The 22,183-nt window shown below is 35.3% G+C and carries 23 protein-coding genes; 13 read left to right on the forward strand and 10 right to left on the reverse strand.

Going from position 1 to position 22,183, the window contains the following annotated elements:
- Window positions 1–41: 41 nt before the first annotated feature.
- On the reverse strand, window positions 42–737 hold the full coding sequence (gene pepE, locus ACLHG9_RS10870; protein ID WP_410221507.1) for a dipeptidase PepE: 696 nt from the start codon (window positions 735–737) through the stop codon (window positions 42–44).
- Between the two features lie 178 nt (window positions 738–915).
- Between pepE and ACLHG9_RS10875 the strand changes: the two genes are divergently transcribed.
- Entirely contained in the window at window positions 916–2,055 is a 1,140-nt protein-coding gene (locus ACLHG9_RS10875; protein ID WP_410221508.1) for a redoxin domain-containing protein, read from the forward strand.
- Window positions 2,056–2,091: 36 nt separating this feature from the next.
- On the opposite strand, the gene ACLHG9_RS10880 is transcribed toward ACLHG9_RS10875, so the two are convergent.
- Both ACLHG9_RS10880 and ACLHG9_RS10885 read right to left on the reverse strand, forming a co-directional pair.
- Window positions 2,092–3,516, reverse strand: a complete 1,425-nt coding sequence (locus ACLHG9_RS10880; RefSeq protein WP_410221509.1) for an MATE family efflux transporter — start codon at window positions 3,514–3,516, stop codon at window positions 2,092–2,094.
- Between the two features lie 206 nt (window positions 3,517–3,722).
- On the reverse strand, window positions 3,723–4,142 hold the full coding sequence (locus ACLHG9_RS10885) for an acyl-CoA thioesterase (protein ID WP_410221510.1): 420 nt from the start codon (window positions 4,140–4,142) through the stop codon (window positions 3,723–3,725).
- Window positions 4,143–4,374: 232 nt separating this feature from the next.
- On the opposite strand from ACLHG9_RS10885, the gene rpsO reads away from it, so the two are divergent.
- From rpsO to ACLHG9_RS10920, 7 genes are all read left to right on the forward strand, one after another.
- Entirely contained in the window at window positions 4,375–4,653 is a 279-nt protein-coding gene (gene rpsO / locus ACLHG9_RS10890; protein WP_410221511.1) for a 30S ribosomal protein S15, read from the forward strand.
- Window positions 4,654–4,771: 118 nt separating this feature from the next.
- Complete coding sequence (gene pnp / locus ACLHG9_RS10895; protein WP_410221512.1) at window positions 4,772–6,931, forward strand: polyribonucleotide nucleotidyltransferase; 2,160 nt, start codon at window positions 4,772–4,774, stop codon at window positions 6,929–6,931.
- Between the two features lie 431 nt (window positions 6,932–7,362).
- The gene (gene rpe, locus ACLHG9_RS10900; RefSeq protein ID WP_410221513.1) at window positions 7,363–8,034 is read left to right on the forward strand and encodes a ribulose-phosphate 3-epimerase; all 672 of its coding nucleotides are present in this window, start codon (window positions 7,363–7,365) and stop codon (window positions 8,032–8,034) included.
- Between the two features lie 5 nt (window positions 8,035–8,039).
- Window positions 8,040–10,478, forward strand: a complete 2,439-nt coding sequence (locus tag ACLHG9_RS10905; protein WP_410221514.1) for a TonB-dependent receptor — start codon at window positions 8,040–8,042, stop codon at window positions 10,476–10,478.
- Between the two features lie 48 nt (window positions 10,479–10,526).
- Complete coding sequence (gene serC / locus ACLHG9_RS10910; protein WP_410221515.1) at window positions 10,527–11,591, forward strand: 3-phosphoserine/phosphohydroxythreonine transaminase; 1,065 nt, start codon at window positions 10,527–10,529, stop codon at window positions 11,589–11,591.
- Window positions 11,592–11,595: 4 nt separating this feature from the next.
- Window positions 11,596–12,546, forward strand: coding sequence for a D-2-hydroxyacid dehydrogenase (locus ACLHG9_RS10915; RefSeq protein ID WP_410221516.1), 951 nt, complete (start codon window positions 11,596–11,598; stop codon window positions 12,544–12,546).
- 118 nt (window positions 12,547–12,664) lie between these two features.
- Window positions 12,665–13,903: a DUF1015 domain-containing protein gene (locus ACLHG9_RS10920; protein WP_410221517.1), complete on the forward strand. Its 1,239-nt coding sequence runs from the start codon at window positions 12,665–12,667 to the stop codon at window positions 13,901–13,903.
- On the opposite strand, the gene ACLHG9_RS10925 is transcribed toward ACLHG9_RS10920, so the two are convergent.
- Genes ACLHG9_RS10925 through ACLHG9_RS10940 form a run of 4 tightly spaced genes read right to left on the reverse strand, consistent with a single transcriptional unit; the run spans window position 13,893 to window position 15,692 of the window.
- Window positions 13,893–14,057, reverse strand: coding sequence for a hypothetical protein (locus tag ACLHG9_RS10925; protein ID WP_410221518.1), 165 nt, complete (start codon window positions 14,055–14,057; stop codon window positions 13,893–13,895). The two genes, ACLHG9_RS10920 and ACLHG9_RS10925, sit on opposite strands and share 11 nt — an antisense overlap.
- Window positions 14,054–14,593: a hypothetical protein gene (locus ACLHG9_RS10930; RefSeq protein WP_410221519.1), complete on the reverse strand. Its 540-nt coding sequence runs from the start codon at window positions 14,591–14,593 to the stop codon at window positions 14,054–14,056. Before ACLHG9_RS10930 ends, ACLHG9_RS10925 begins: the two co-directional genes overlap by 4 nt.
- A 16-nt stretch (window positions 14,594–14,609) precedes the next feature.
- Window positions 14,610–14,894: a putative quinol monooxygenase gene (locus ACLHG9_RS10935; protein ID WP_410221520.1), complete on the reverse strand. Its 285-nt coding sequence runs from the start codon at window positions 14,892–14,894 to the stop codon at window positions 14,610–14,612.
- Between the two features lie 18 nt (window positions 14,895–14,912).
- Entirely contained in the window at window positions 14,913–15,692 is a 780-nt protein-coding gene (locus ACLHG9_RS10940; protein ID WP_410221521.1) for an S-adenosyl-l-methionine hydroxide adenosyltransferase family protein, read from the reverse strand.
- Between the two features lie 104 nt (window positions 15,693–15,796).
- Between ACLHG9_RS10940 and ACLHG9_RS10945 the strand changes: the two genes are divergently transcribed.
- The 5 genes from ACLHG9_RS10945 (at window position 15,797) to ACLHG9_RS10965 (ending at window position 19,383) form a co-directional block, all read left to right on the forward strand.
- Complete coding sequence (locus ACLHG9_RS10945) at window positions 15,797–16,759, forward strand: PhoH family protein (protein WP_410221522.1); 963 nt, start codon at window positions 15,797–15,799, stop codon at window positions 16,757–16,759.
- A gap of 11 nt (window positions 16,760–16,770) precedes the next feature.
- Window positions 16,771–17,049 (forward strand): hypothetical protein, encoded by a 279-nt coding sequence (locus ACLHG9_RS10950; RefSeq protein ID WP_410221523.1) that lies wholly within the window; start codon window positions 16,771–16,773, stop codon window positions 17,047–17,049.
- Between the two features lie 64 nt (window positions 17,050–17,113).
- Window positions 17,114–18,061, forward strand: coding sequence for a phosphoribosylaminoimidazolesuccinocarboxamide synthase (locus tag ACLHG9_RS10955; protein ID WP_410221524.1), 948 nt, complete (start codon window positions 17,114–17,116; stop codon window positions 18,059–18,061).
- Between the two features lie 20 nt (window positions 18,062–18,081).
- A complete protein-coding gene (locus tag ACLHG9_RS10960) occupies window positions 18,082–18,468 on the forward strand; it encodes an STAS domain-containing protein (RefSeq protein WP_410221525.1) in 387 nt (128 codons plus the stop codon).
- A 3-nt stretch (window positions 18,469–18,471) separates the two neighbouring features.
- Window positions 18,472–19,383, forward strand: a complete 912-nt coding sequence (locus tag ACLHG9_RS10965) for a ribonuclease Z (protein WP_410221526.1) — start codon at window positions 18,472–18,474, stop codon at window positions 19,381–19,383.
- 83 nt (window positions 19,384–19,466) lie between these two features.
- Here the strand turns inward: ACLHG9_RS10965 and ACLHG9_RS10970 are convergent, their stop codons facing one another.
- From ACLHG9_RS10970 to ACLHG9_RS10980, 3 genes are read right to left on the reverse strand one after another with little or no spacing between them, the layout of a single operon-like run.
- Window positions 19,467–20,420: an MlaD family protein gene (locus tag ACLHG9_RS10970; protein WP_410221527.1), complete on the reverse strand. Its 954-nt coding sequence runs from the start codon at window positions 20,418–20,420 to the stop codon at window positions 19,467–19,469.
- Window positions 20,421–20,436: 16 nt separating this feature from the next.
- Window positions 20,437–21,210: an N-acetylmuramoyl-L-alanine amidase gene (locus ACLHG9_RS10975; RefSeq protein WP_410221528.1), complete on the reverse strand. Its 774-nt coding sequence runs from the start codon at window positions 21,208–21,210 to the stop codon at window positions 20,437–20,439.
- A 38-nt stretch (window positions 21,211–21,248) separates the two neighbouring features.
- Window positions 21,249–22,127 carry an N-acetylmuramoyl-L-alanine amidase gene (locus tag ACLHG9_RS10980; protein ID WP_410221529.1) on the reverse strand — a complete coding sequence of 293 codons (879 nt, stop codon included), beginning with the start codon at window positions 22,125–22,127 and terminating at the stop codon, window positions 21,249–21,251.
- Window positions 22,128–22,183 lie beyond the last annotated feature (56 nt).

Here is a 22,183-nt window from a genome sequence, read left to right on the forward strand (position 1 = left end):
CAAGTACAACAAAACTATAGGCAGTTTAGTTTAGAAAAGCCCTATGTCAATTGTGTGCCGGGAGCTATTTCATATGGAAGACGCCCATTTTCAAAAATTCGGGTAAATTCTGTTCCTTCAACAGTTATTGTATTTCCTTTTACACTTATCCAGTTACCTTCTCTTAAACCAATCACTTTAATCTGGTTTTGGGTTAAGAATTCCAATAATCTCGTTTCTCTCGTTTCTCCATTGTGCTTAATTTCTGGATGTGGATCCAGATAATGCGGATTGAGGTTAAAAGGTACCAAGCCCATGCAATCGAAAGAAGGAGGATAAACAATTGGCATATCATTGGTGGTTTTCATATTCAACCCGCCAATGTTAGAACCGGCGCTGCAACCCAAATAAGGTTTTCCGCTAAGTACATTGTTACGCAATACATTCATTAAACCCAGTTCATGTAGGGTTTTAACCAGGAGAAAAGTATTCCCCCCGCCTGTAAAATAAGCCTTTGCATCATTTAAGGCCATTTCTGGTTGCGTAAATTCATGTAAACCCTTTACCCGGATATTTAAAGTAGCAAAAAATGCAGCAGCTTTAGCGGTATATTCTTCGTGGCTAATTCCACCTGGTCTTGCATAAGGAACAAAGATGATTTCGTCAATTCCTTTAAAAAGCAATGCGATTTCGTTTTTTAGATATTCAAGATAATTTCCCCCATAAAGGGTAGAAGTGGAAGCGAGGATAATATTCATGCTTTAGTGCCTTAAGGCTCCGAATTTACATTTTTTAAAAAAATAAAGAAAGCACTTTTCGTTTTGGTTTATTTTTTAACTAATTTTTTAGTTTAAAAAGTTTTTTTAATAACTTTAGGTTAAGCTGCAAAAAGAGCGTGGTTTCAATACAGATAAACAGTAAAAACAAACACTATTAATGATGAGCTTAAAGAGTGTAATTACATGTATTTTTATAGCAACAGGTATACAAAACTTTAATTCTGTTAAACAGAGTATTACACAAAACTGTGTAGTAACTGGCACAATAAAAGGTATACAGAAAGATATGTTATATATTATGTTTGAAGATACCTCTTCAAAACACATACGTATAGATTCTGCTTTGGTCGAGAATGAAAAGTTTACTTATCGTGTAAATCTCCCTAAACCACAATTGTGTATGCTGAGCTTAAAAGTTACCAATAAAAGCGGTAAGAAAATAGGTTTTGGTATGGGGGCTAAGGTCATTATAAGTGAAGGCGTGTTAAAAATCAAGGCACACAAAGATTCGCTGACTAAATTAAAAGCAGAGGGAACATTTTTACAGGATGAATATAATGCTGTATTGAAAAAACTGACGACAGAATATAAAATATGGAGTGATCTTAATCTGGCCCATCAGAAAGCGCTAAAAGCAAAAGATAGCAAGCAAGTCAATATATTAGAAGAGAAAATCGTGGCCGAAAAGCTTAAGATTAGACAAATCATAATAGAGCAGGCTAAGCTCAATCCTTCATCTTTAGTTTCATCTTATATAGTTTATACAAATTTTCCTTTAGTGAGAGATGTTAGCAGTAATATTTACGCCTTATTGAACGCCACAGGTAAGCAATACGTTTATGCACAATGGTTAGCCAATAGGATCTTTAATTCAGGAACAGCTATCGGAGGCTTTGCTCCGGCATTTGAACTGCCCGATATGAACGGGAATATCATTTCGTTAGATCACTATAAAGGCAAATATGTATTGTTAGATTTTTGGGCAAGTTGGTGTGGGCCATGCAGAGCTGAAAGCCCTAATCTTATTAAAGCTTATCAAGCTTTTAGAAGTAAGAACTTTGAAGTTATAGGCATTTCCATAGATAAGAGTAGGCAAAACTGGATCAAAGCTCTCAATGAAGACAAACTACCTTATCCAAATGTGATCATTCCGCAAGAATTGCTCAGAAAAATATCTGATGCTTATGGAGTACGCTCTATACCGCAAAATTTCTTACTTGATCCTAAAGGAAAAATTATTGCTTTGAACTTAAGAGGGAGTGAGGTTTACCAAAAAATGCAAGAGATATTAAAATAAAAGGATGCCTAAACTTTCAGGCATCCTTTTAAAATATTATACTTTAACCTGTTTCCATTTACCAGTTCTGAATATATAGAAAGCCACTATGGAAATTCCTACTTCGGTAACAGGTATAGCGATAAAAACACCCGTAGGTCCCATGTTAAAATGTTTAGCTAAAATATATGCAAATGGAATCTGAAATAACCAGAAAGCTACAATATTAATCTTAGTTGGTGTAAGCGTATCGCCGGCACCATTAAAAGCACTGATTAGAACCATACCTATACCATAAATTACAAAGCCGTAACTTAAAATACGAAGTGCTTGTGTAGCAACACTAATGACTTCTTTATCATTGGTAAATATTGAAGCAAATAGAGAACCACAGGTTAAGAATAACAGAGTAACTATACCCATAAAAATAATGGTGTATTTAGTGGTTATCTTAACTGAATTTTCGGCTCTTTCAAAATGATGTGCACCCATATTCTGCCCTACTAAAGTTGCCGCAGCGTTACTTAATCCCCATGCAGGAAGCATGAAAAACATCATTAATCTTAATGCGGTCTGATATCCGGCAGAACCATTATCACCCCCTGTGGTAGCTACTAATTCTGCTAAGAATATCCAGCTGCATGATGCAATAACGAACTGGAAAATACCTGGTGCCGCTACTTTAATAATAGCCTTGATTTGGTTCCAATGTGGCTTCAGATAAGACCATTTCACTTGCAGGTTGCTGCTGCCTTTACTTAAATGATAGATTTGGTACATTACGCCTATGCCGCGACCTATAGCTGTTGCCAGAGCTGCTCCCGTTAAACCTAAGGCTGGTATTGGGCCTAAACCCCTTATCAATAGCGGGCATAGTACAATGTTAATGGTATTTGCTATCCATAAACTCTGCATAGCTATTGCTGCGTTACCTGCTCCTCTAAAAATACCATTGATCAGGAAAAGCAACATGATAACCATACTACTGCCCATCATAATCTGTACAAATAGCTTACCCTCTGCAGCGGTACTTTCTGTAGCGCCCATTAACAGTAGAATATCTTTGGCAAAAAGTAAACCACTTATACTAATAACCAGATTGATTGTTAAAGCAATAAAAATGGTTTGCATACCTGCTTTAGCTGCAGCAACAGGGTCTTTTTCACCTATACGACGTGCAACCACTGCTGTAGCCGCCATACCTATTCCCATTGCTAATGAGTAGATAATGGTTAAAACAGATTCGGTTAAGCCCACAATCTGAATGGCTACACTGCTATTGGGCAAATGACCCACAAAATACAGATCTACCAGCACAAATACCGATTCCATCATCATTTCCAACATCATGGGAATGGCTAAAAGGATAATAGCTCGTTTGATGTTAATGGAAGTATAATCTATTTCTTCTCCCTTTAGAGATTGTTTTAAAATTGCGAAAAACTTCGATAAGCCATTTTTGGCCTCGTTTATAGTTGTCATAAAAATAAAGTGTATAAATAATAACCTCGACGCTAAAATCTAGCGAATGAAATTTGTAAGTAGAGAATAGAGTCCTTGCTGCAAAGTTAATGTATACGGACTGCGGAAAACTTCATGGTTCGTAGTATTTTACAACCCAAAAGTAGTAAAATATTTTTAAGGTCAAATATTGTTTTGATAAAAATGATAGAAAGGGGAAAATACGTCTATATACTGTAAGCCGCTATCATTTCGGGAGTTACCTTGCATGAACGCTGTGTTTTTAGGTCTATCATTACATATTCAAAAATACCATCTGAGGCTACTTTTCCGGTAGTTTTATTGATGATTTCAAACTGTACGTTGCTGCCTTTTTCGTTCATTTCAAGAATACCTGTACGGATAAGCATTTTATCGCCCATTTTTAACGGACGCTTAAACGAGATAGTAACTTTTGCAACTACCCAGCCGTAACCCATTTCAGCAAATTTTTCCCAGCTCATTCCATAAAATTTGTCCATCTGTTCATAACGTGCAGCCAGAACGTAATCTAAATACTTGCTGTTATGTACATGATTAAACATATCAATATCATCTGGACGTACGTTTAACTCGCTTTCAAAAATGCTGAATTCGTTTTTTATCATGCTGCAAATGTAAGGATTTGTTGCTGATTAGACAGAAACATTCAGTAGAATGCTATCAGGCAGGCCATAGGTTCTGCATTTTCATTCTTGATGGCTTCTTGAGAATTGAAATCTGATTATCAAACTTTTAGATTTGATAAATATGTTATTTGGGTATTGTATAAAAACAGGAAATAGTTTAACTTTGCGCTCAATTAATTAATTTTATAAACACTTTAATATTATTCAAGTAATGTATTTAAGTTCAGAAAAGAAAGCCGAAATTTTTCAACAACACGGCGGTGCAGCAGCTAACACTGGTTCTGCAGAAGGTCAAATTGCTTTGTTTACTTACCGTATTGCTCACTTAACTGAGCACTTAAAGAAAAACCGTAAAGATTTTTCTACTCAGTTAGCACTACAAAAACTAGTAGGTAAACGCCGTGGTATTTTAGCTTACCTTTACAAAAAAGATATTGAGCGTTATCGTGCTATCATCAAAGCTTTACAGTTAAGAGATATCATTAAATAAAAAGCTTTTATCAGTAAAAGCCATCCTTATTAACGGATGGCTTTTTTGCTTTGCAAAACAAATAAATGTTACATAAACCGGTGTGCAAAAAGAGGAAACACACCATAATTTTTTTTAGATGAATGTTATAAAAAAATCGTTTGACTTAGGCGATGGAAGAATTGTAGAAATTGAAACTGGTAAATTGGCTAAACAAGCTAATGGTTCGGTAGTAGTAAAAATGGGCGATACTATGTTGCTTGCAACAGTGGTAACTGCTAAAGATGCGAAACCAGGAACAGACTTTTTACCTTTATCGGTAGATTATCAGGAAAAATATGCTGCCACAGGACGTATTCCGGGTGGTTTCTTACGTCGCGAAGCTAAATTATCTGATTACGAGGTATTGATTTCTCGTTTAGTTGACAGAGCTTTACGTCCTTTATTCCCAGAAGATTACCATGCAGATACACAGGTAATGATTTCGTTGATTTCTGCAGATAAAAATATAATGCCTGACTGTTTAGCTGGCCTGGCTGCATCAGCCGCTTTAGCTGTGTCAGATATTCCTTTTAACGGACCAATCTCAGAAGTTCGCGTAGCTAAAATTGATGGAAAATTAGTGATCAACCCTTATTTAAATGATCTTGAAAGAGCTACTTTAGAATTTATTGTTGCGGGTTCTGCCAATGATATCGTTATGGTTGAAGGTGAAGCTAACGAAATTCAGGAAGAAGAAATGGTTGAAGCCTTGAAATTTGCGCACGATGCCATCAAAGTTCAATGCGCAGTACAGGTAGAATTAACCAAAGAAACTGGTAAAACTGTTAAACGCGAATACAATCACGAAGATCATGATGAGGCTTTAAAAGAAAAAATATATGCTGAGACTTATGACAGAGTTTACGCTATTGCTAAATCTGGTTTAGGTAAAGATGAGCGTTCAGAAGGTTTTACAGCTATTATCAATGAAGTATTGGATGCTTTCCCTGAAGATACAGAAGATTTAACCAAAGCACTGGCTAAGCATTATTTCCACGATGTACAATATGATGCGGTACGTAACTTATTGTTAAATGAGGGTATTCGTCTGGATGGGCGTAGCACTACGCAGATCCGTCCAATTTGGAGCGAAGTAGGCTATTTACCTGCTGCTCACGGTTCGGCAGTGTTCACACGTGGTGAAACCCAGTCATTAACATCAGTTACTTTAGGTAGTAAAGATGATGAACAGATGATTGATGGAGCTTTTATCAATGGTTATAATAAATTCTTATTACACTATAATTTTCCGGGTTTTTCTACCGGAGAAGTAAGACCAAATAGAGGTCCGGGTAGAAGAGAAGTTGGTCATGGTAATTTAGCGATGCGTTCTTTAAAGAAAGTATTGCCAGATGCAAATGAAAACCCATATACCATCCGTATTGTTTCTGATATCTTAGAATCTAATGGTTCTTCTTCAATGGCTACGGTTTGTGCGGGTACTTTGGCATTGATGGATGCAGGGGTAAAAATCAAAGCTCCGGTATCAGGTATTGCAATGGGATTGATTACAGATGAGAAATCGGGTAAATACGCTATTTTATCTGATATTTTAGGTGATGAGGATCATTTAGGGGATATGGATTTTAAAGTTACAGGTACTGAAAAAGGTATTGTAGCTTGTCAAATGGACTTAAAAATCAATGGTTTATCATATGAAGTATTAACAAAAGCTTTAAACCAAGCTAAAGATGGTCGTTTACACATTTTAAATGAAATGAAGAAAACCATCAGCGAGCCTGCTGCTGACTATAAACCACATGCACCTCGTATTGTTTCATTAACTATCGATAAAGAATTTATTGGTGCGGTAATTGGCCCAGGTGGTAAAATTATTCAAGAAATGCAACGCGAAACCGGCGCTACCATTTCTATCGAAGAAGTAGATAACAAAGGTATTGTTGAAGTATTTGCTGATAATAAAGCTTCTATTGATGCTGCTGTTGCACGTATTAAAGCTATTGCTTCTAAACCTGAAGTGGGCGAGATCTACACAGGTAAAGTTAAATCAATCATGCCATTTGGTGCTTTTGTGGAAATTATGCCTGGTAAAGACGGTTTATTGCACATTTCTGAAATAGACTGGAAACGTCTGGAAACCATGGATGGCGTATTCAAAGAAGGTGATATTGTAGAAGTGAAGTTATTGGATATAGATAAACAAGGTAAATTAAAGCTTTCACGTAAAGTTTTAATCCCTCGTCCACCAAAACCAGAAGCGAAACAAGATAATGCTCCTTCGGCTCCACAAGGTTAATTAGGTATTTCTAATCTTAATAAAATCCCGGGTTTATAATTAAACCCGGGATTTTTTATATCTACTACCTATGTTGCTAAATGATTTCGTAACTTGCATTATGAAAACCAAGAAGAGTAAGGTATAAGAACCCGTGCAGATATGCTAAGGCAGAACAAGATTTAAGGCTCAATGCCTTATCATCTGTACAGAAGTTTTCATATGATGACCAAACCGATGAAAATGGGTTTAATGTTAAAATCTGCAAAGATTGTTCATATTGTAAAAACTTAAGAAAAGTGCTTACAGAATGCGAAATAAGAGATTTTTCTGCCATTTCTTCATAGCAATCAATTAATTGCAGCTAAGAACATCAAATAGGTCAAAAAACCGTATTCATGGGATTGAATTAGAAAATAATAAAAAATAAGAGATACGCATACAGAATAAAAATGAAACACATAATTGCTCCATCTATACTTTCGGCAGATTTTGCCAATTTACAACGCGATATAGAAATGATTAATGCTTCAGAAGCAGATTGGTTCCATGTAGATGTTATGGACGGTGTATTTGTACCCAATATATCTTTTGGTTTTCCTGTAATCAATGCCGCTAAAAAACATGCAAAAAAGCCTTTTGATGTACACTTAATGATCGTAGATCCAGATCGGTATATTTCTGAGTTTGCCAAAGCTGGTGCAGATATCATTACTGTGCATTACGAAGCCTGTACACATTTACATCGTTCGGTGCAATTGATTAAATCGGTAGGATGCAAAGCAGGAGTAGCCTTAAATCCACATACTCCAGTAAGCTTGTTGAAAGACATTTTATCAGATCTGTATTTGGTATTGGTAATGTCGGTTAATCCAGGATTTGGCGGTCAGAAATTTATACCACAAACTTTAAATAAAGTGGCAGAACTTAAAGAAATGGCCTTGTTAAGCAACCCAGATCTAATTATAGAAGTAGATGGAGGAGTAGGCATGCAGAACATTGGTACTTTAATACAAGCTGGTGCAGATGCTTTTGTTGCCGGAAATGCAGTATTTGCAGCGGCAGATCCTTCACAAATGATCGCTGATCTTAAAAACGTTGACACGCATACCCAATCTGCTTAATACGAATGCTCAGCAGGTTATTGATATTTATTCTTTTATGTACAGCTTTTATTTTACCTGTAAAAGCCCAGACACTAATTAAAGTTAGCGGCGTGGTTTATGATGAACAAAATAAACCCATAGAGAAAGTATCGGTAAGTTTAGTGGGCCTTGCTGGAAAAACATTTACAGATGCAAATGGAAAGTATGAAATTGCTTCTCGTTTATCTTCATTTACTTTAAGATTTAGCATTGCCGGATATAAAACAGAACAAGTTAAATTTTTAGAAAGCAAGGGAACCGTTGTTAGATATAATATTATTTTAAAGCCCGACGTAAAGGAATTAGATGAAGTAAAAATACAGAATAAACAGAGCAGGCTGTCTAACAGCATTGCTGTTTCTGTTAATGAAATCCCATCTTTACCTTCTGTTAGTGGCAATTTTGAGACTATACTTAAAACTTTGCCCGGCGTATCTACCAATAATGAACTGAGTTCGCAATATAGTGTGCGAGGAGGTAATTTTGATGAAAATCTAATCTACATCAACGATATAGAAATTAACAGACCTGTACTGGTACGAAATGGCCAACAAGAAGGTTTATCATTTGTTAACCCCGATTTTGTGAGCAGGGCACATTTTTCTGCCGGTGGTTTCAGTGCTAAATATGGCGATAAGCTTTCGTCGGTTTTAGATATACATTATGATAAGCCAGATAGTAACCAGATAATAGTTACAGCAGGATTGCTTGGGGCATCTGCCACAATTAAACGTTCCTATCAAAATGGTTTTATACTATTTGGTTATCGTTTCAAAGATAATAGCAATATCTTGAGCACACAGGATGAAAAAGGGAGTTATACACCTAAATTTCATGATGTTCAATTGTTATGGCAGCAAAATATTTCATCTAAACTCAATATAAGTACGCTACTTAATTTTAATTCGGGTAGGTTTAAATTGGTACCGCAGAGTAGAGAAACTGTGTTTGGTACATTAGAAAGCCCTTTAAGGCTTAAGATTGATTACGAGGGGCAAGAGGTTGATAATTATAACTTATTTGGAGCTGCTGTTACGGCCGTTTATGCCATCCATAAAAATACAACCTTAAAATGGATCAACAGTTATTTCGAATCTATAGAAAGGGAACATTTTGATATAGATGGTGCTTATATTTTTGATGAGATATACCCTAATTTTAACAGCGAAACATTTGGTACGGTTAAAGTAAACAGGGGTATAGGCGCTTATTACAATTATGCACGCAACCATCTTAATTCTCGCTTGGCAAGTACCGAACTGAAATTTGAAAAACAACTCAAAAAGCATGATATTTCAGCAGGAGCACGACTTGAAGAAGGTAGATATAAAGATAATCTGAACGAGTATTATTACATCGATTCAGCGGGATACATTTTGCCGAATAAAGACAACAAGCTCTATATCCCTAATACGGTTTTTACTGAAAATCAGCTCACAATCCATACAATTAGTGGCTATATACAGGATATTTATGAGCTGAATGATAAAACAGATGTACAACTGGGTACACGTATAAATTACAATTCTTTAAGTGGGGAGCTATTGTTCAGTCCACGATTATTGATCGGTTACAAACCTGCCGAAAATAAGTTTTGGCACTTTACAGCAGGTATTTACCAACAGGCGCCAAGTTATAGGAGTATAAGAGCTGTTGATGGAGAACTTAATTTAAGGCAAAAAGCACAACGGTCTTATAATTTTTCTACAGGTTACGATTACGGATTTTATGGCTTAGGTACAAAACTAACTTTTACCACAGAAGCTTATTATAAATACGCAGACCGGATGATACCTTATGCCGTAGATAACATCCGCATTAAATATTTATCTTATGATATAGCCAAAGCCCGAACTTATGGCGTAGATTTTAGTATTGGCGGCGAATTTGTAAAAGACCTTATATCTTATTTTCGTCTATCGCTTATGAAAGCAGATCAAGATATTATTGGCGATTCTTATACAAAGAAAGATGCAAATGGACAAATAATAACAATATATCCGGGTTATTTAAAACGACCAACGGATCAAAGGGTAAATTTTTCTGTGTTTTTTCAAGATCGTTTGTTACGGAGCCCTACATATAAGGTTCATATCAATGCTTTATACGGCTCACGTTTACCCATAGGTTCGCCACAAAATAAAATTTATTCAGATAACTATTATATCCCGGCATACAAAAGAATAGACATCGGTTTTTCTAAGGATTTTCTTGATAAAAATGCAGCCCACAAACCTAAGGCATTAGGTAAGTATTTTAGTTCATTTACTCTGTATGCTGAAGTGTTTAACCTGCTCAATATCAATAATACTGTATCTTATTTATGGCTTAAAGATGTTGATAACAATCAGTTTGCCATCCCTAATTATCTAACGGGCCGACAGCTTAATTTAAAATTGATTTTAAAGTTTAAAAATCAATAGAATTTAAATACAAAAAACTTACATTTACAGCATAAAAATTCAATAAAAATGAGACATAATTTTGGTGCTGGTCCATGTATTTTACCACAAGAAGTATTCAAACAGGCTTCGCAGGCAGTTTTAGATTTTAAAGATGGTTTGTCTATTCTTGAAATTTCCCATCGTACACCTGAGTTTGAGGCCGTAGTAAGCGAAACCGTATCTCTGGTTAAAGAATTATTGAATGTTCCTTCGGGGTATTCAGTTTTATTATTGCAAGGAGGCGCAAGTATGCAATTTGCAATGGTTCCGATGAACTTATTACCTGAAGGCAAAAGCGCAGCTTACTTAGATACTGGTGTTTGGGCAAATAAGGCCATTAAAGAAGTAAAGAATTTTGGTACGGCTAATGTAGTGGCTTCATCAAAAGATTCTAATTATTCTTTTATTCCAAAGAACTTTGAAGTTCCGGCCGATAGCGCTTATTTTCACTATACATCAAATAATACTATCTACGGTACAGAGCTGTTTGATTTACCCAAAGTAAAGATTCCTGTTGTTTGTGATATGTCTTCGGATATCATGAGCCGCCCTATTGATGTTTCAAAATATGACCTGATCTACGCAGGAGCACAAAAGAATATTGGCCCTGCAGGATTAACCATTGTTATTGTAAAAGATGAGATTTTAGGTAAAACAGGCAGATCTATTCCTTCTATGTTAGATTACAGATTGCATATTGAAGGAGGGTCTATGTACAATACACCACCTGTGTTCTCTATATACACCGCAATGCTCAACCTTAGATGGTTAAAATCTAAAGGCGGTGTAGCAGAAATGGAAAGAGAAAACATAGCTAAAGCCAGAGCACTTTATACAGAAATAGACAGGAATTCCCTGTTTAAAGGAACTTGCGCTGTTGAAGACCGCTCGAGAATGAATGTTTGCTTTGTAATGGAAAATCCTGAATTGGAAAAACCGTTCTTAAAATATGCTGATGAAAATGGTTTTGAAGGTTTAAAAGGCCACAGGAGCGTAGGTGGGTTCAGAGCTTCTATGTACAATGCGCTACCTATTACAAGTGTACATGCTTTAGTTGAATTAATGCAGAGTTTTGAAGAAAAACACAAATAATCTTATGATCAAGATACTTGCCAATGATGGCATTGACCCACTTGGGAAACAACTTTTAGAACAAGCGGGATTTACGGTAGATACCGAAACCATAGCACAGGATCAGCTTGCCGAAGCTTTAAAAAATTACGATGCCATAACCGTACGAAGTGCTACCAAAATCAGAAAAGAACTGATTGATGCTTGTCCTAATATTAAACTGATAGGCAGGGGAGGCGTAGGTATGGACAATATTGATGTAGAATATGCACGCAGTAAAGGGGTTGCAGTGGTAAATACACCTGCGGCTTCTTCACTTTCTGTAGCAGAACTGGTATTTTCTCATTTGTTTACCGGAGTTCGCTTTTTACAAGATTCTAACCGTAAAATGCCGATTGAAGGTGATACAAATTTTAATTCGCTAAAAAAAGCCTATGCTAAAGGTATTGAACTAAGGGGAAAAACGTTAGGGATTATTGGTTTTGGACGTATAGGACGTGAAACCGCTACTATAGCCTTAGGTTTGGGAATGAATGTTTTAGCTTACGACCTGTATCCGTTTAATGACAACATTACATTGAATTTAACACAGGGAATTAAAGTTGATATTCCGGTGCAGACCGTATCACTTGAAGAAGTAATCAAAAATAGCGATTTTATTTCATTACACACCCCATTTGCAGATAAGCCGATATTAGATGCCGAAGCTTTTAACCAAATGAAAAAAGGAGTAGGTATTGTAAATTGCTCACGAGGTGGAACCATTGAGGAGCAAGCGTTGATAGCAGCCTTAGATACAGAAAAAGTTGCTTTTGCCGGTTTAGATGTATTTGAAAATGAGCCCACACCTGATAAAGCTATTTTAAGCCACCCAAAAATCTCTTTAACACCGCATATAGGTGCTTCTACCAATGAGGCACAAGAGCGTATCGGTGAAGAACTGGCCAATCTGATTATCAATCATTTTAAAGGATAAGAGTTTAAATATCTGATTTTTAAAAACCTTCGGTCGTGCCGGAGGTTTTTTTATAAGAATATATTGCAAGCAAGCATAAAGGATACTATCTTAGAAAAATCTAACCAATATAAAAACAATGCCGGTAATCAAAGCTTTTAAGGCTTTAAAACCACGCCAATCTCTTTTAACCAAAGTGGTTACCCGTCCGCTGGATGATTACAGCACAGGACAGGCAAAACTTATTTTGTCTGAGAACGAGTATAATTTTTTACATCTTATCAGTCCTGAATTAGATCATCTTTATTTAAGAGGATCGAGAACAGAGCTGGTTTATAAAAAGATCAGCGAGAACTTAGAACAGTTTATAGATAATGGCATATTGGTATTCGAAGAAAAACCTGCTATTTATATTTATCAGATAGAACATAACGGCATCAGGCAAACAGGTATATGGACCTTAACCGATATCGAAGAATATTTTAAGGGAAATATCAAAAAACATGAAAATACTGTTGAGCGTAGGGAAAAAGCTTTAGCAGAATACATACAGCAAAGTAATTTAGATGCAAATCCGGTACTGATCACTTATCATAAAAATCTAACCATCAGTAAGCTGATTGATAATTACCTGTTAAAATCTCCGGATATTGATTTTTCTTTTGATGATTTATCTGCACACAGGATATGGGTGGTAACAGATGGTAAAGATCTGGATACGTTCATTAAAACCTTTTCGGATATAGACCAAGTTTATATTGCAGATGGACACCATAGGGCAGCGTCAATGGCTAAAATGTGCAGACAGAAACGTATGCTCAACGGCGAAAGCAAAACGGCCGATTATAATTATTTCTCAACCGTTTACATGGATACTGAGGAGGTTAAAATATTACCTTTTTATCGTTTAGTAAGAGATTTATCAGAGTTAAAGGAAGAGGAGTTCATAGATCAAATAAGTAGACATTTTTCAATTGAAAAGCTGGAAAACTATAATCAGCCTCAACAATTGCATGAAATGAACATGTATCTGCCTTCGGGTTGGTACAGACTTGAGGTAAAGCCAGAATTTATCATCAACGATCCTGTTAAGCTGTTAGATGTTAGTATCCTACAGGAATTGATACTTGCGCCGATATTAAAAATAAGCGACCCAAGAACAGACGCCCGGTTAACTTTTGAAGGGGGAAGAGCAAATATTGAGCACTTGACCAAGCAGGTAGATAATGATATACAAGCCGTTTTGTTCAGCTTGCCACCAATAACGGCACAACAGGTAATTGATGTAGCCGATGCAGGGTTGGTTATGCCTCCTAAATCTACTTTTATAGAGCCTAAATTCTTAGTAGGTCTGCTAACCAACTATTTTAAGCATTAAGGTCTTTTGCTTTTAGGTAATTGATGAGTACCCAATACCTGAAACCTAAAATAGCTTTTTCGTACCCTTTTAATTGATTAGGGTCTCTTTTTAATAAACTGGGCAATAATCGCCTATTCAATTGATTTAAGATACCGAAAGCTACTTTTTTCATTTTATCTGAATACCGTTAAAATTGGCTTTTTTGATACTTAGCTTGGCCTTTCTTAACAATAAGAGCAAAATAAGAATGATGACGGCTGCTAATACCAGAGTTAGGGTTTTATAATCGGAGCTCTTACTGATTTTATTATTGTAATTTAGCAGCTCATCATTTTTTAATTGCAGATTACGGATTGTGGTTTTAAAATTAAGGATACGCTGGGTATTGAAATCAGCATCTGTTTGTGCTTGCTTAAACTGTATATCTTTATATTCGAGCAGTACTTTCAGTTCTTGAAAAATATTGTTGTCGTTCATTACAATCGTTCTCAATATTTCATTAGAGTTCCTGATATCCCGTTTGGTCTGCAAACCAAATATACCTGTTCGTGCTTTTAAACTTTCATCATACTGACTAAATTTTGCACTACGATCCGCTAACAGGCTATTGATTTTAGCTCTTTGTATATTGTATGCAGAGGTATCTTGCGCAAAAATAATTTTAGCTGAAAAAACAAAAAGCAAGACAAATAAGGTAAATCTTTTCATTTCATTAAGTTTTAAACTAAAGTAAAGATAAACTCCAGACTTCGGCTTTTTGTACAAAGTTTGGTTTTACAACAGCCCATGTTTCTTTAAACAAAGCAGAATGTCTATAGTTTTCCAAGCTGTCTTCATTTTCCCATTTGCTAATGGTAAAGAAGATCTCAGGATTGGCTTTATCCTGAAAAAGATTTACTTCTTTACAACCATCAAAGGTTTCTATTTGAGATTTTAATGAAGCAAAAAACCGTTTGAAATCGGTAGTATACATTTGGTTAAAATGCATCTTTACAATTCTCGTAAGCATATGTATGTGTACAAAAAATTAAGAATGAAATTCTACTCTTACAATATCATTAAGGTGTAGACCTAATAGACCACTGGCTTTACCTTTGTTAATAGCAATTTCTAAGTGATTACTGATCCCGAACAAACAAAGCTTTTCGCCTTCAGGAACCTCGTTATAATGCCAGCTTAATTGGGTAATAGTTTCGTTTTTTCTGAAATAGAGTGTAAAATCACGGTTTTTCTGAACTTTGGTAAATAGATCTTTGGTAATATTGGTAATTACATTACTAAACGTATCTACAAAAATAACACTACCTCTTATGATATCCTTTTCAATTACGGGATGTAAGAGCATTTTTTGCTCCACATCAGAAGCTGGTATCCCTATCTCTCTTAAACTACCGCCTTTTGCCAAATGTACTGCGCCTTTAACCAGAATATCTACAAGCGGAAAATGGAGAAACTTAAGATCCTGCATAATATTAAGCTCAACAATTTCATCAGGCGCCTCATTAAATAACAAAGAAAAAATACCATTATCAGCTCCTACAAAATAGTGTCCTTTATACTTTAAAGCAATGTATTTAGTGTTTTCGTTAAAAACAGAATCTATCCCAATTAAGTGCACCGTATCCTTGGGAAAGTAAGTATAAGAGTTTTTTAAAACGAAAGCCGCATACGAGATATTGAATGAAGGTACTTCATGTGTAATGTCTATAATATTAACAGTAGGCAGATTGCTTAAAATACTGCCCTTTAGAGCAGCCTGATAAAAATCTTTCGTACCCAAATCTGTTGTTAATGTGATTATAGCCATTAAAAATTAAATATTATTTCTTATTCTTGTGTACAGGCAATTTGCCTACAAATATTCAACTTTTAAATTGAATTTAATACCCATTTAAATAAAAATACAATATTTTGAACGAAATCAAGCTTACTATAGATACAGCCGACCAAATTCAATTTTGGGGAGCAAATAATGAGCACTATGAGATGATAAAAGCCGCTTTCCCTAAATTAAAAATCGTGGCTCGTGGTAATGAAGTTAAAGCTCTTGGCGATTCAGAAGAACTCAAGAATTTTGAACAGAAAATACAAATTTTAGTAGAACATCTAGACAAATACAGAACCCTTACACCCAATGATATTCATAGCATTTTAGGAGCTAAAGCAAGTGAGGTAACCGTTACAGATGGAATGCCAAAGAATAATGGCGGTGGAGGCGAAGTGATCGTTTACGGCAACCATGGCTTAATGGTTAAAGCCAGAACTGCCAACCAGCGTAAAATGGTAGAGAGTATTGGCAAGAATGATATTTTATTTGCCATTGGCCCGGCAGGTACGGGAAAAACCTATACTGCGGTTGCCCTTGCCGTAAGAGCCCTTAAAAATAAGGAAATCAAACGTATTATCTTAACACGTCCGGCAGTAGAAGCAGGAGAGAACTTGGGCTTTTTACCTGGCGACTTGAAAGAAAAAGTAGATCCTTATCTACGTCCTTTATACGATGCTTTAGATGACATGATACCGCCTGAAAAGCTGAAGATTTATTTAGAGAACCGTACCATAGAGGTTGCTCCACTTGCTTTTATGAGAGGTCGTACACTTGATAATTGCTTTGTAATTTTAGATGAGGCTCAGAACTCAACTGATATGCAGCTGAAAATGTTCTTGACCCGTATGGGGCCAACTGCAAAATTTATTGTAACTGGAGATGTTACACAGGTAGACTTGCCTAAGAAGACACAATCGGGTTTACATAATGCACTTCGCATTTTGGCAGATATTAAAGGAATAGATATCATTTACTTAAATGGAGAAGATGTAGTAAGACATAAACTGGTTAAACAAATCTTAAAAGCTTACGGGGATATCCAATAATTATACTTAAAGTGGAAAGCATCAGACTTACAACTCAATTAACCTTATGGTTAGCGCCTATTGAAGAAAAGATAAGATTAATTGTTGCAGAAGGAGAAACTGAATTAGCCTGCCGAAAAGAAAAAAAGAAAAATTTAATTGATTATTTGACTACCGATAAAACAGACTTGTTTAAAGGTAGATTACAGCTAAAAAAACGCGACAGCCATATAGAAGTTCATTTAAAAGGGCAGATAATAGGTATGTTGAGGGCAGAAGATTTTAAGGAGAGATTAAACAAAATACAATAATTTTTAACCCTGTAGATTTAAATCTACAGGGTTTTTTGTTTTAAAATCGTATTTTTATGACCTCATGAAAGCAGTTAAAGAAACCCATTTTAATTTTCCCAAACAGAGCAACTTTTATAAAGGTAAAGTAAGAGATGTTTATACTATTGATAATCAGTTTTTAGCAATGGTTGTAACAGACAGAATCTCTGCATTTGATGTGGTATTACCAGAAGCCATCCCTTATAAAGGACAGGTTTTAAACCAAATAGCAGCAAAATTTTTAACAGCTACTAAAGATATTGTACCTAACTGGGTTTTAGCAACGCCCGATGAAATGGTTACTATAGGTCGCATATGTGATCCTTTTAAGGTAGAAATGGTAATCAGAGGATATTTAGCGGGGCATGCTTGGCGTGAATACAGCTCAGGTAAAAGAACAATATGCGGTGTATCCTTACCAGAAGGGCTTAAAGAGAACGATAAACTCCCTGAACCCATCATTACACCTACAACTAAAGCAGCAGTAGGCCATGATGAAGATATTTCAAGAGCGGATATATTAGCCAAAGGTATTGTAAGTGAAGAAGATTATATCCAGTTAGAAAACTATACTAAGGCCCTTTACCAACGTGGTACTGAGATGGCTGCCCAACGAGGATTAATTTTGGTAGATACCAAATATGAGTTTGGCAAGGCTGATGGTGTAATCTATCTCATAGATGAGATCCATACGCCAGATTCGTCGAGATATTTTTATGCCGAAGGCTACCAGACAAGACAACAAAATGGTGAGCCCCAAAAACAATTATCCAAAGAATTTGTGCGTAAATGGTTAATTGAAAATAATTTTCAGGGTAAAGATGGGCAGGTGGTTCCGCAAATGACAGAAGAAATTATAAGCTCAATATCCGACAGGTATATTGAATTGTATGAACAGATAACAGGAGAGCAGTTTGTAAAAGATAATTCTGAAAATTTGCTGGCAAGAATTGAAGAACGTACAACTGCTGAAATCAATAAACTTATCTAAGCCAATTAAGAGATTTAAAAATGAAATTTTCAACAGATAAACACGAAAAATATGTAGTTATAAAGTTAGATGAAAACAAATTCACTAACGATAACACACCAGCATTAAAATCTGAGTTTATTCTATTAAATACAGAAGGATTCAGAAACATTGTACTTGATCTTTCAGAAGTTGCAGAATGTAATGACTCACAAGATTTAAGCTGCTTATTAGTAGGAGACAGGTTGTGTAAAAGTGCAGATGGTATTTTTGTAGTTTGTGGCGTAAGAGAAAATGTAGCACAAATTATAAAAATGTCTAATATTCATCAGTCAGTAACTTTTGTAAATAAACTTGATGAAGCTACCGATCTGATCTTTATGGAAGAAATTGAAAAAGAATTAAGAGGAAGTGTAGATAAAGGTTAAGGAATGAAGTTTGAGTTGACTATTTTGGGTAGCAGCTCAGCTACACCTGTTTATAACCGTAATCAAAGTGCGCAACTGCTTAATTGTAATGATTGTTTCTATTTAATTGATTGTGGAGAAAGCACACAACAGCAACTGATTAAATACAATCTCAAAGCAGCTAAAATAGATCATATTTTCATTAGTCATTTACATGGCGATCATTTTTTCGGTTTAGTAGGCTTACTCTCGAGTATGCATTTAGGAGGACGAAAAAAAGCAATCCATATCTATGGACCTGAACCTCTCAAAGAAATATTAGATATACAGTTTAAATACTCTGAAACCTCATTGAATTTTCCGGTACAGTATCATTTTACCCATACTGATAAACCAGAAGTTATCCTTAAAAATCAGGATATAGAGGTCGAAACCATTATCTTAAATCATCGCATACCTTGTACAGGTTTTAAATTTTCACAAGTAAAACGCTTAAGAAAGCTAATTACAGAGAAGCTTGAAGCAGACCACATAGGAAAGGAATACTATCATCTCATTAAGCGAAACAAAGAAGTAGTTCTACCCGGCGGAAGAATAATAAAGAATGAGGATTACACCATAGATTCCCCTCGTCCACGTAGTTATGCTTACTGCTCAGATACCATGTTCGATACAAAATATTTCAATAGTATAAAGCATTGCGATACCTTATATCATGAATGTACTTTCTTACATGAACTTTTAGAAAGAGCGCTTTCTACACACCATACTACAGCCTTACAGGCAGGTGAAGTAGCCAAAATCAATCAAGTTGGAAAATTGATTATAGGCCATTTTTCTTCGAGATATAAGATACTACAACCTTTATTAGATGAAGCTACAAGCGTATTTGAAAATACCGAGCTGGCAAAAGAAGGTGCTGTTTATCAGCTCTGATATTATTCTAAAATTGAAATAAAAGACAAAGCCTCCTATATGGAGGCTTTGTCTTTTATAAATTATCTTAATACTGTTGTTGATTAGTTGTCCTTTTTGTTTCCACCGCCAAAAACAGAGAAGTGGACATAACGCTTAGGATTAGCTTTTAAATCAATCATAAGAGCATCCAGATTTTTAGAAGCATTATTTAAATTATCGTACATTTGTTTATCATTTAACAATGCGCCCAATGTCCCTTTTCCGCTCTTTATATCATTAATCATTAATTGCAGATCGGCAACTGCTTTATTGGCGTTGGTTACAGTCTGTTGAAAATTTAGGGCTGCAAATTTATCGGTAACATTATTGATATTAGCCAAAATAGCGTCTATTTTCTGACCATTATTCTTAAAGTTAGCTGTAATCGCCTCTACATTTGATAAGATAGCCGATAACTTAGAACTTTCAGAACCTACCAGGTTATCTACCTTTTTAGAAGTAGCTTCTAAAGAAGATAAAGTAGAAGCAATACTGGTAAAACTTTTATCTATATTCTTTTGAAAATTAGGATTAAGGATGGTATTCACACTACTTAAAATAGAATCCATTTTAGCAATGATCAATTCTGCTTTTTTCTGCACAGGCTGCATACTTTCCATTAAACCTTTCTGTACATTAGTTTGTAAAGCATCGCCATCTTGAGCAATATTCTTATCATTACCTAAGGTTAGCATAATTGCTTTACCACCTAAAAGATCTGTACTTTCTAACCGGGCGATAGAGTTCTTAGGAATTTCATATTGGCTCTGAATACTCAAAGTAGCTTTAATTGAACCATCTCCCTGGAGCTCTAAAGCGGCAACACGTCCTATCTGAAATCCATTGATCAGAACAGGTTTTGAAACGGTTAAACCATCAACCTGCGGATAGGTTGCATAAAGTTTAGTTTCTTTGGTAAATATGCTATTACCTTTTAGGAAATTATAGCCAATAATAAGCAGAGTAATTGCTAATGCTGCCAATATACCTACTTTAGTTTCGTTTTTAATTTTCACTTAGTTTGCTGTTTACTTAAATTTCAACTAATTTTTTGTACTGTAAAATGGCATTTGTAATGGCCGTTACAATTTCTTCCTGACCTTCGGGAGAATTGATATAATCTTCTTCTTCAGGGTTGGATATAAAACCTATTTCGGTCAAAACAGACGGCATAGCAGCACGTTGTAATATCAATAAGCCTTGTTCTTTAACACCTCTGTTTACTCTTTTGTTTACTTCGGTATAATTTTTTTGAATTAAACCAGCTAAAGTAATGCTCTTTGCACGGTATAAAGACTTGTACAAAGATAATAAAATTTGCTCTTCTGGTTCGGTTGGTGCGTTGGTTTCCTTGTTTTTATAATTCTTGTCTTTAATAATTTCCTCATTCTCCCTTAAGCCGGCATCCATTTCGTTAATACGTCTGTATGCCCCCACAAATGTTTCTGTCCCTTTGGTAGTATGATTACCCTTAGGCATAGAATTACAGTGTATAGAGATAAATATATCCGCTTTAGCATCATTAGCAATTTCAGCTCTTTTATACCAATCAACATCTACATCTGTTTTACGTGTTTGAATAATTTTTACATGAGGCAGCTCTTTTTCTAACCTTGCACCTAATTTTAAGGCTACTTTTAAAGCCACATCTTTTTCCCATGAATATTTTCCTCTTGCACCTGGTTTAACGCCTCCATGACCCGCATCAATTACAATAGTTTTGATTTTATAGGTTTGTGCAAAAGAGCTAAATGGTTTAATTAAGAATAAGAGTGACAGCGTAAAAAATATCTTAAGAAATTTCATTTGTTCGTGTTAAAACAGCAAAAATAAAAATAAAACCTTTAAATTTCTACACTTTGCTGATATGCTTTTATTGCTTTTAACAGGCAGTTTGTAATTTCAATTTGTCCGGCTTCAGAGTTCATGTAATTTTCTTCATCAGGATTACTGATAAAACCTATTTCAGTTAAAATAGCAGGCATACCAGCTCTTGCCAAAACAGCTAAGCTTTTTTCCTGTACGCCTCTGTTAATACGGCCTACGTTTACATATTCATCCTGCACAAACTTAGCCAGTTTTAAACTTTGGGTCCTAAAAGTATTTTTCATTAATGAAAGAATAATAGCGCTTTCGGGATCGTCGCTGTTAAAACCTTCATAATTTTCTTTATAGTTATCTTCAAGGAACATTGCAGCATTTTCTCTCTTGATTACCTCATCCTGCTCGCTTAAACGCCCTGTACCCGAAACAAAAGTTTCAGTTCCCCTTGTAGAAGTACTTTTGGCGTAACGTGTTTTGTAAATAGGTACTTTCTTACCTTTTTTGGTTTTCGTATAACCATCAATATAACGTATAGGTACCATCGGCATATCATTACAATGAATAGAAATAAACAGATCAGCTTTCATCGTATTCGCCAAGGCTATTCTTTCGTATAACGGAATAAAAACATCTTCAGTTCGGGTATATATTACTTTTACGCCGGTAAGATTTTCTTCAATAAGCTTACCCAAACGTAAAGCTGTTTTCAGGGCTACATCTTTTTCTGATGAGTATAAACCTCTTGTACTGCCATCTTTACCACCATGTCCGGCATCAATTACAATAGTTTTAATTTTATACCCTTGCGCAAACGATTGATTTTCAATTAAAAAAAAACTTGTGGATAAAATAATTGTGTACAATAATGTTTTTAGATTCATCAATGGTATATTTTTCATTAATTTTGAACGTTTTAGCATAAAGATTATTGCAAAATAAACATTCATAAACTAAT

Source organism: Pedobacter sp. (assembly GCF_046462515.1).
Classification (GTDB): Bacteria; Bacteroidota; Bacteroidia; order Sphingobacteriales; family Sphingobacteriaceae; genus Pedobacter.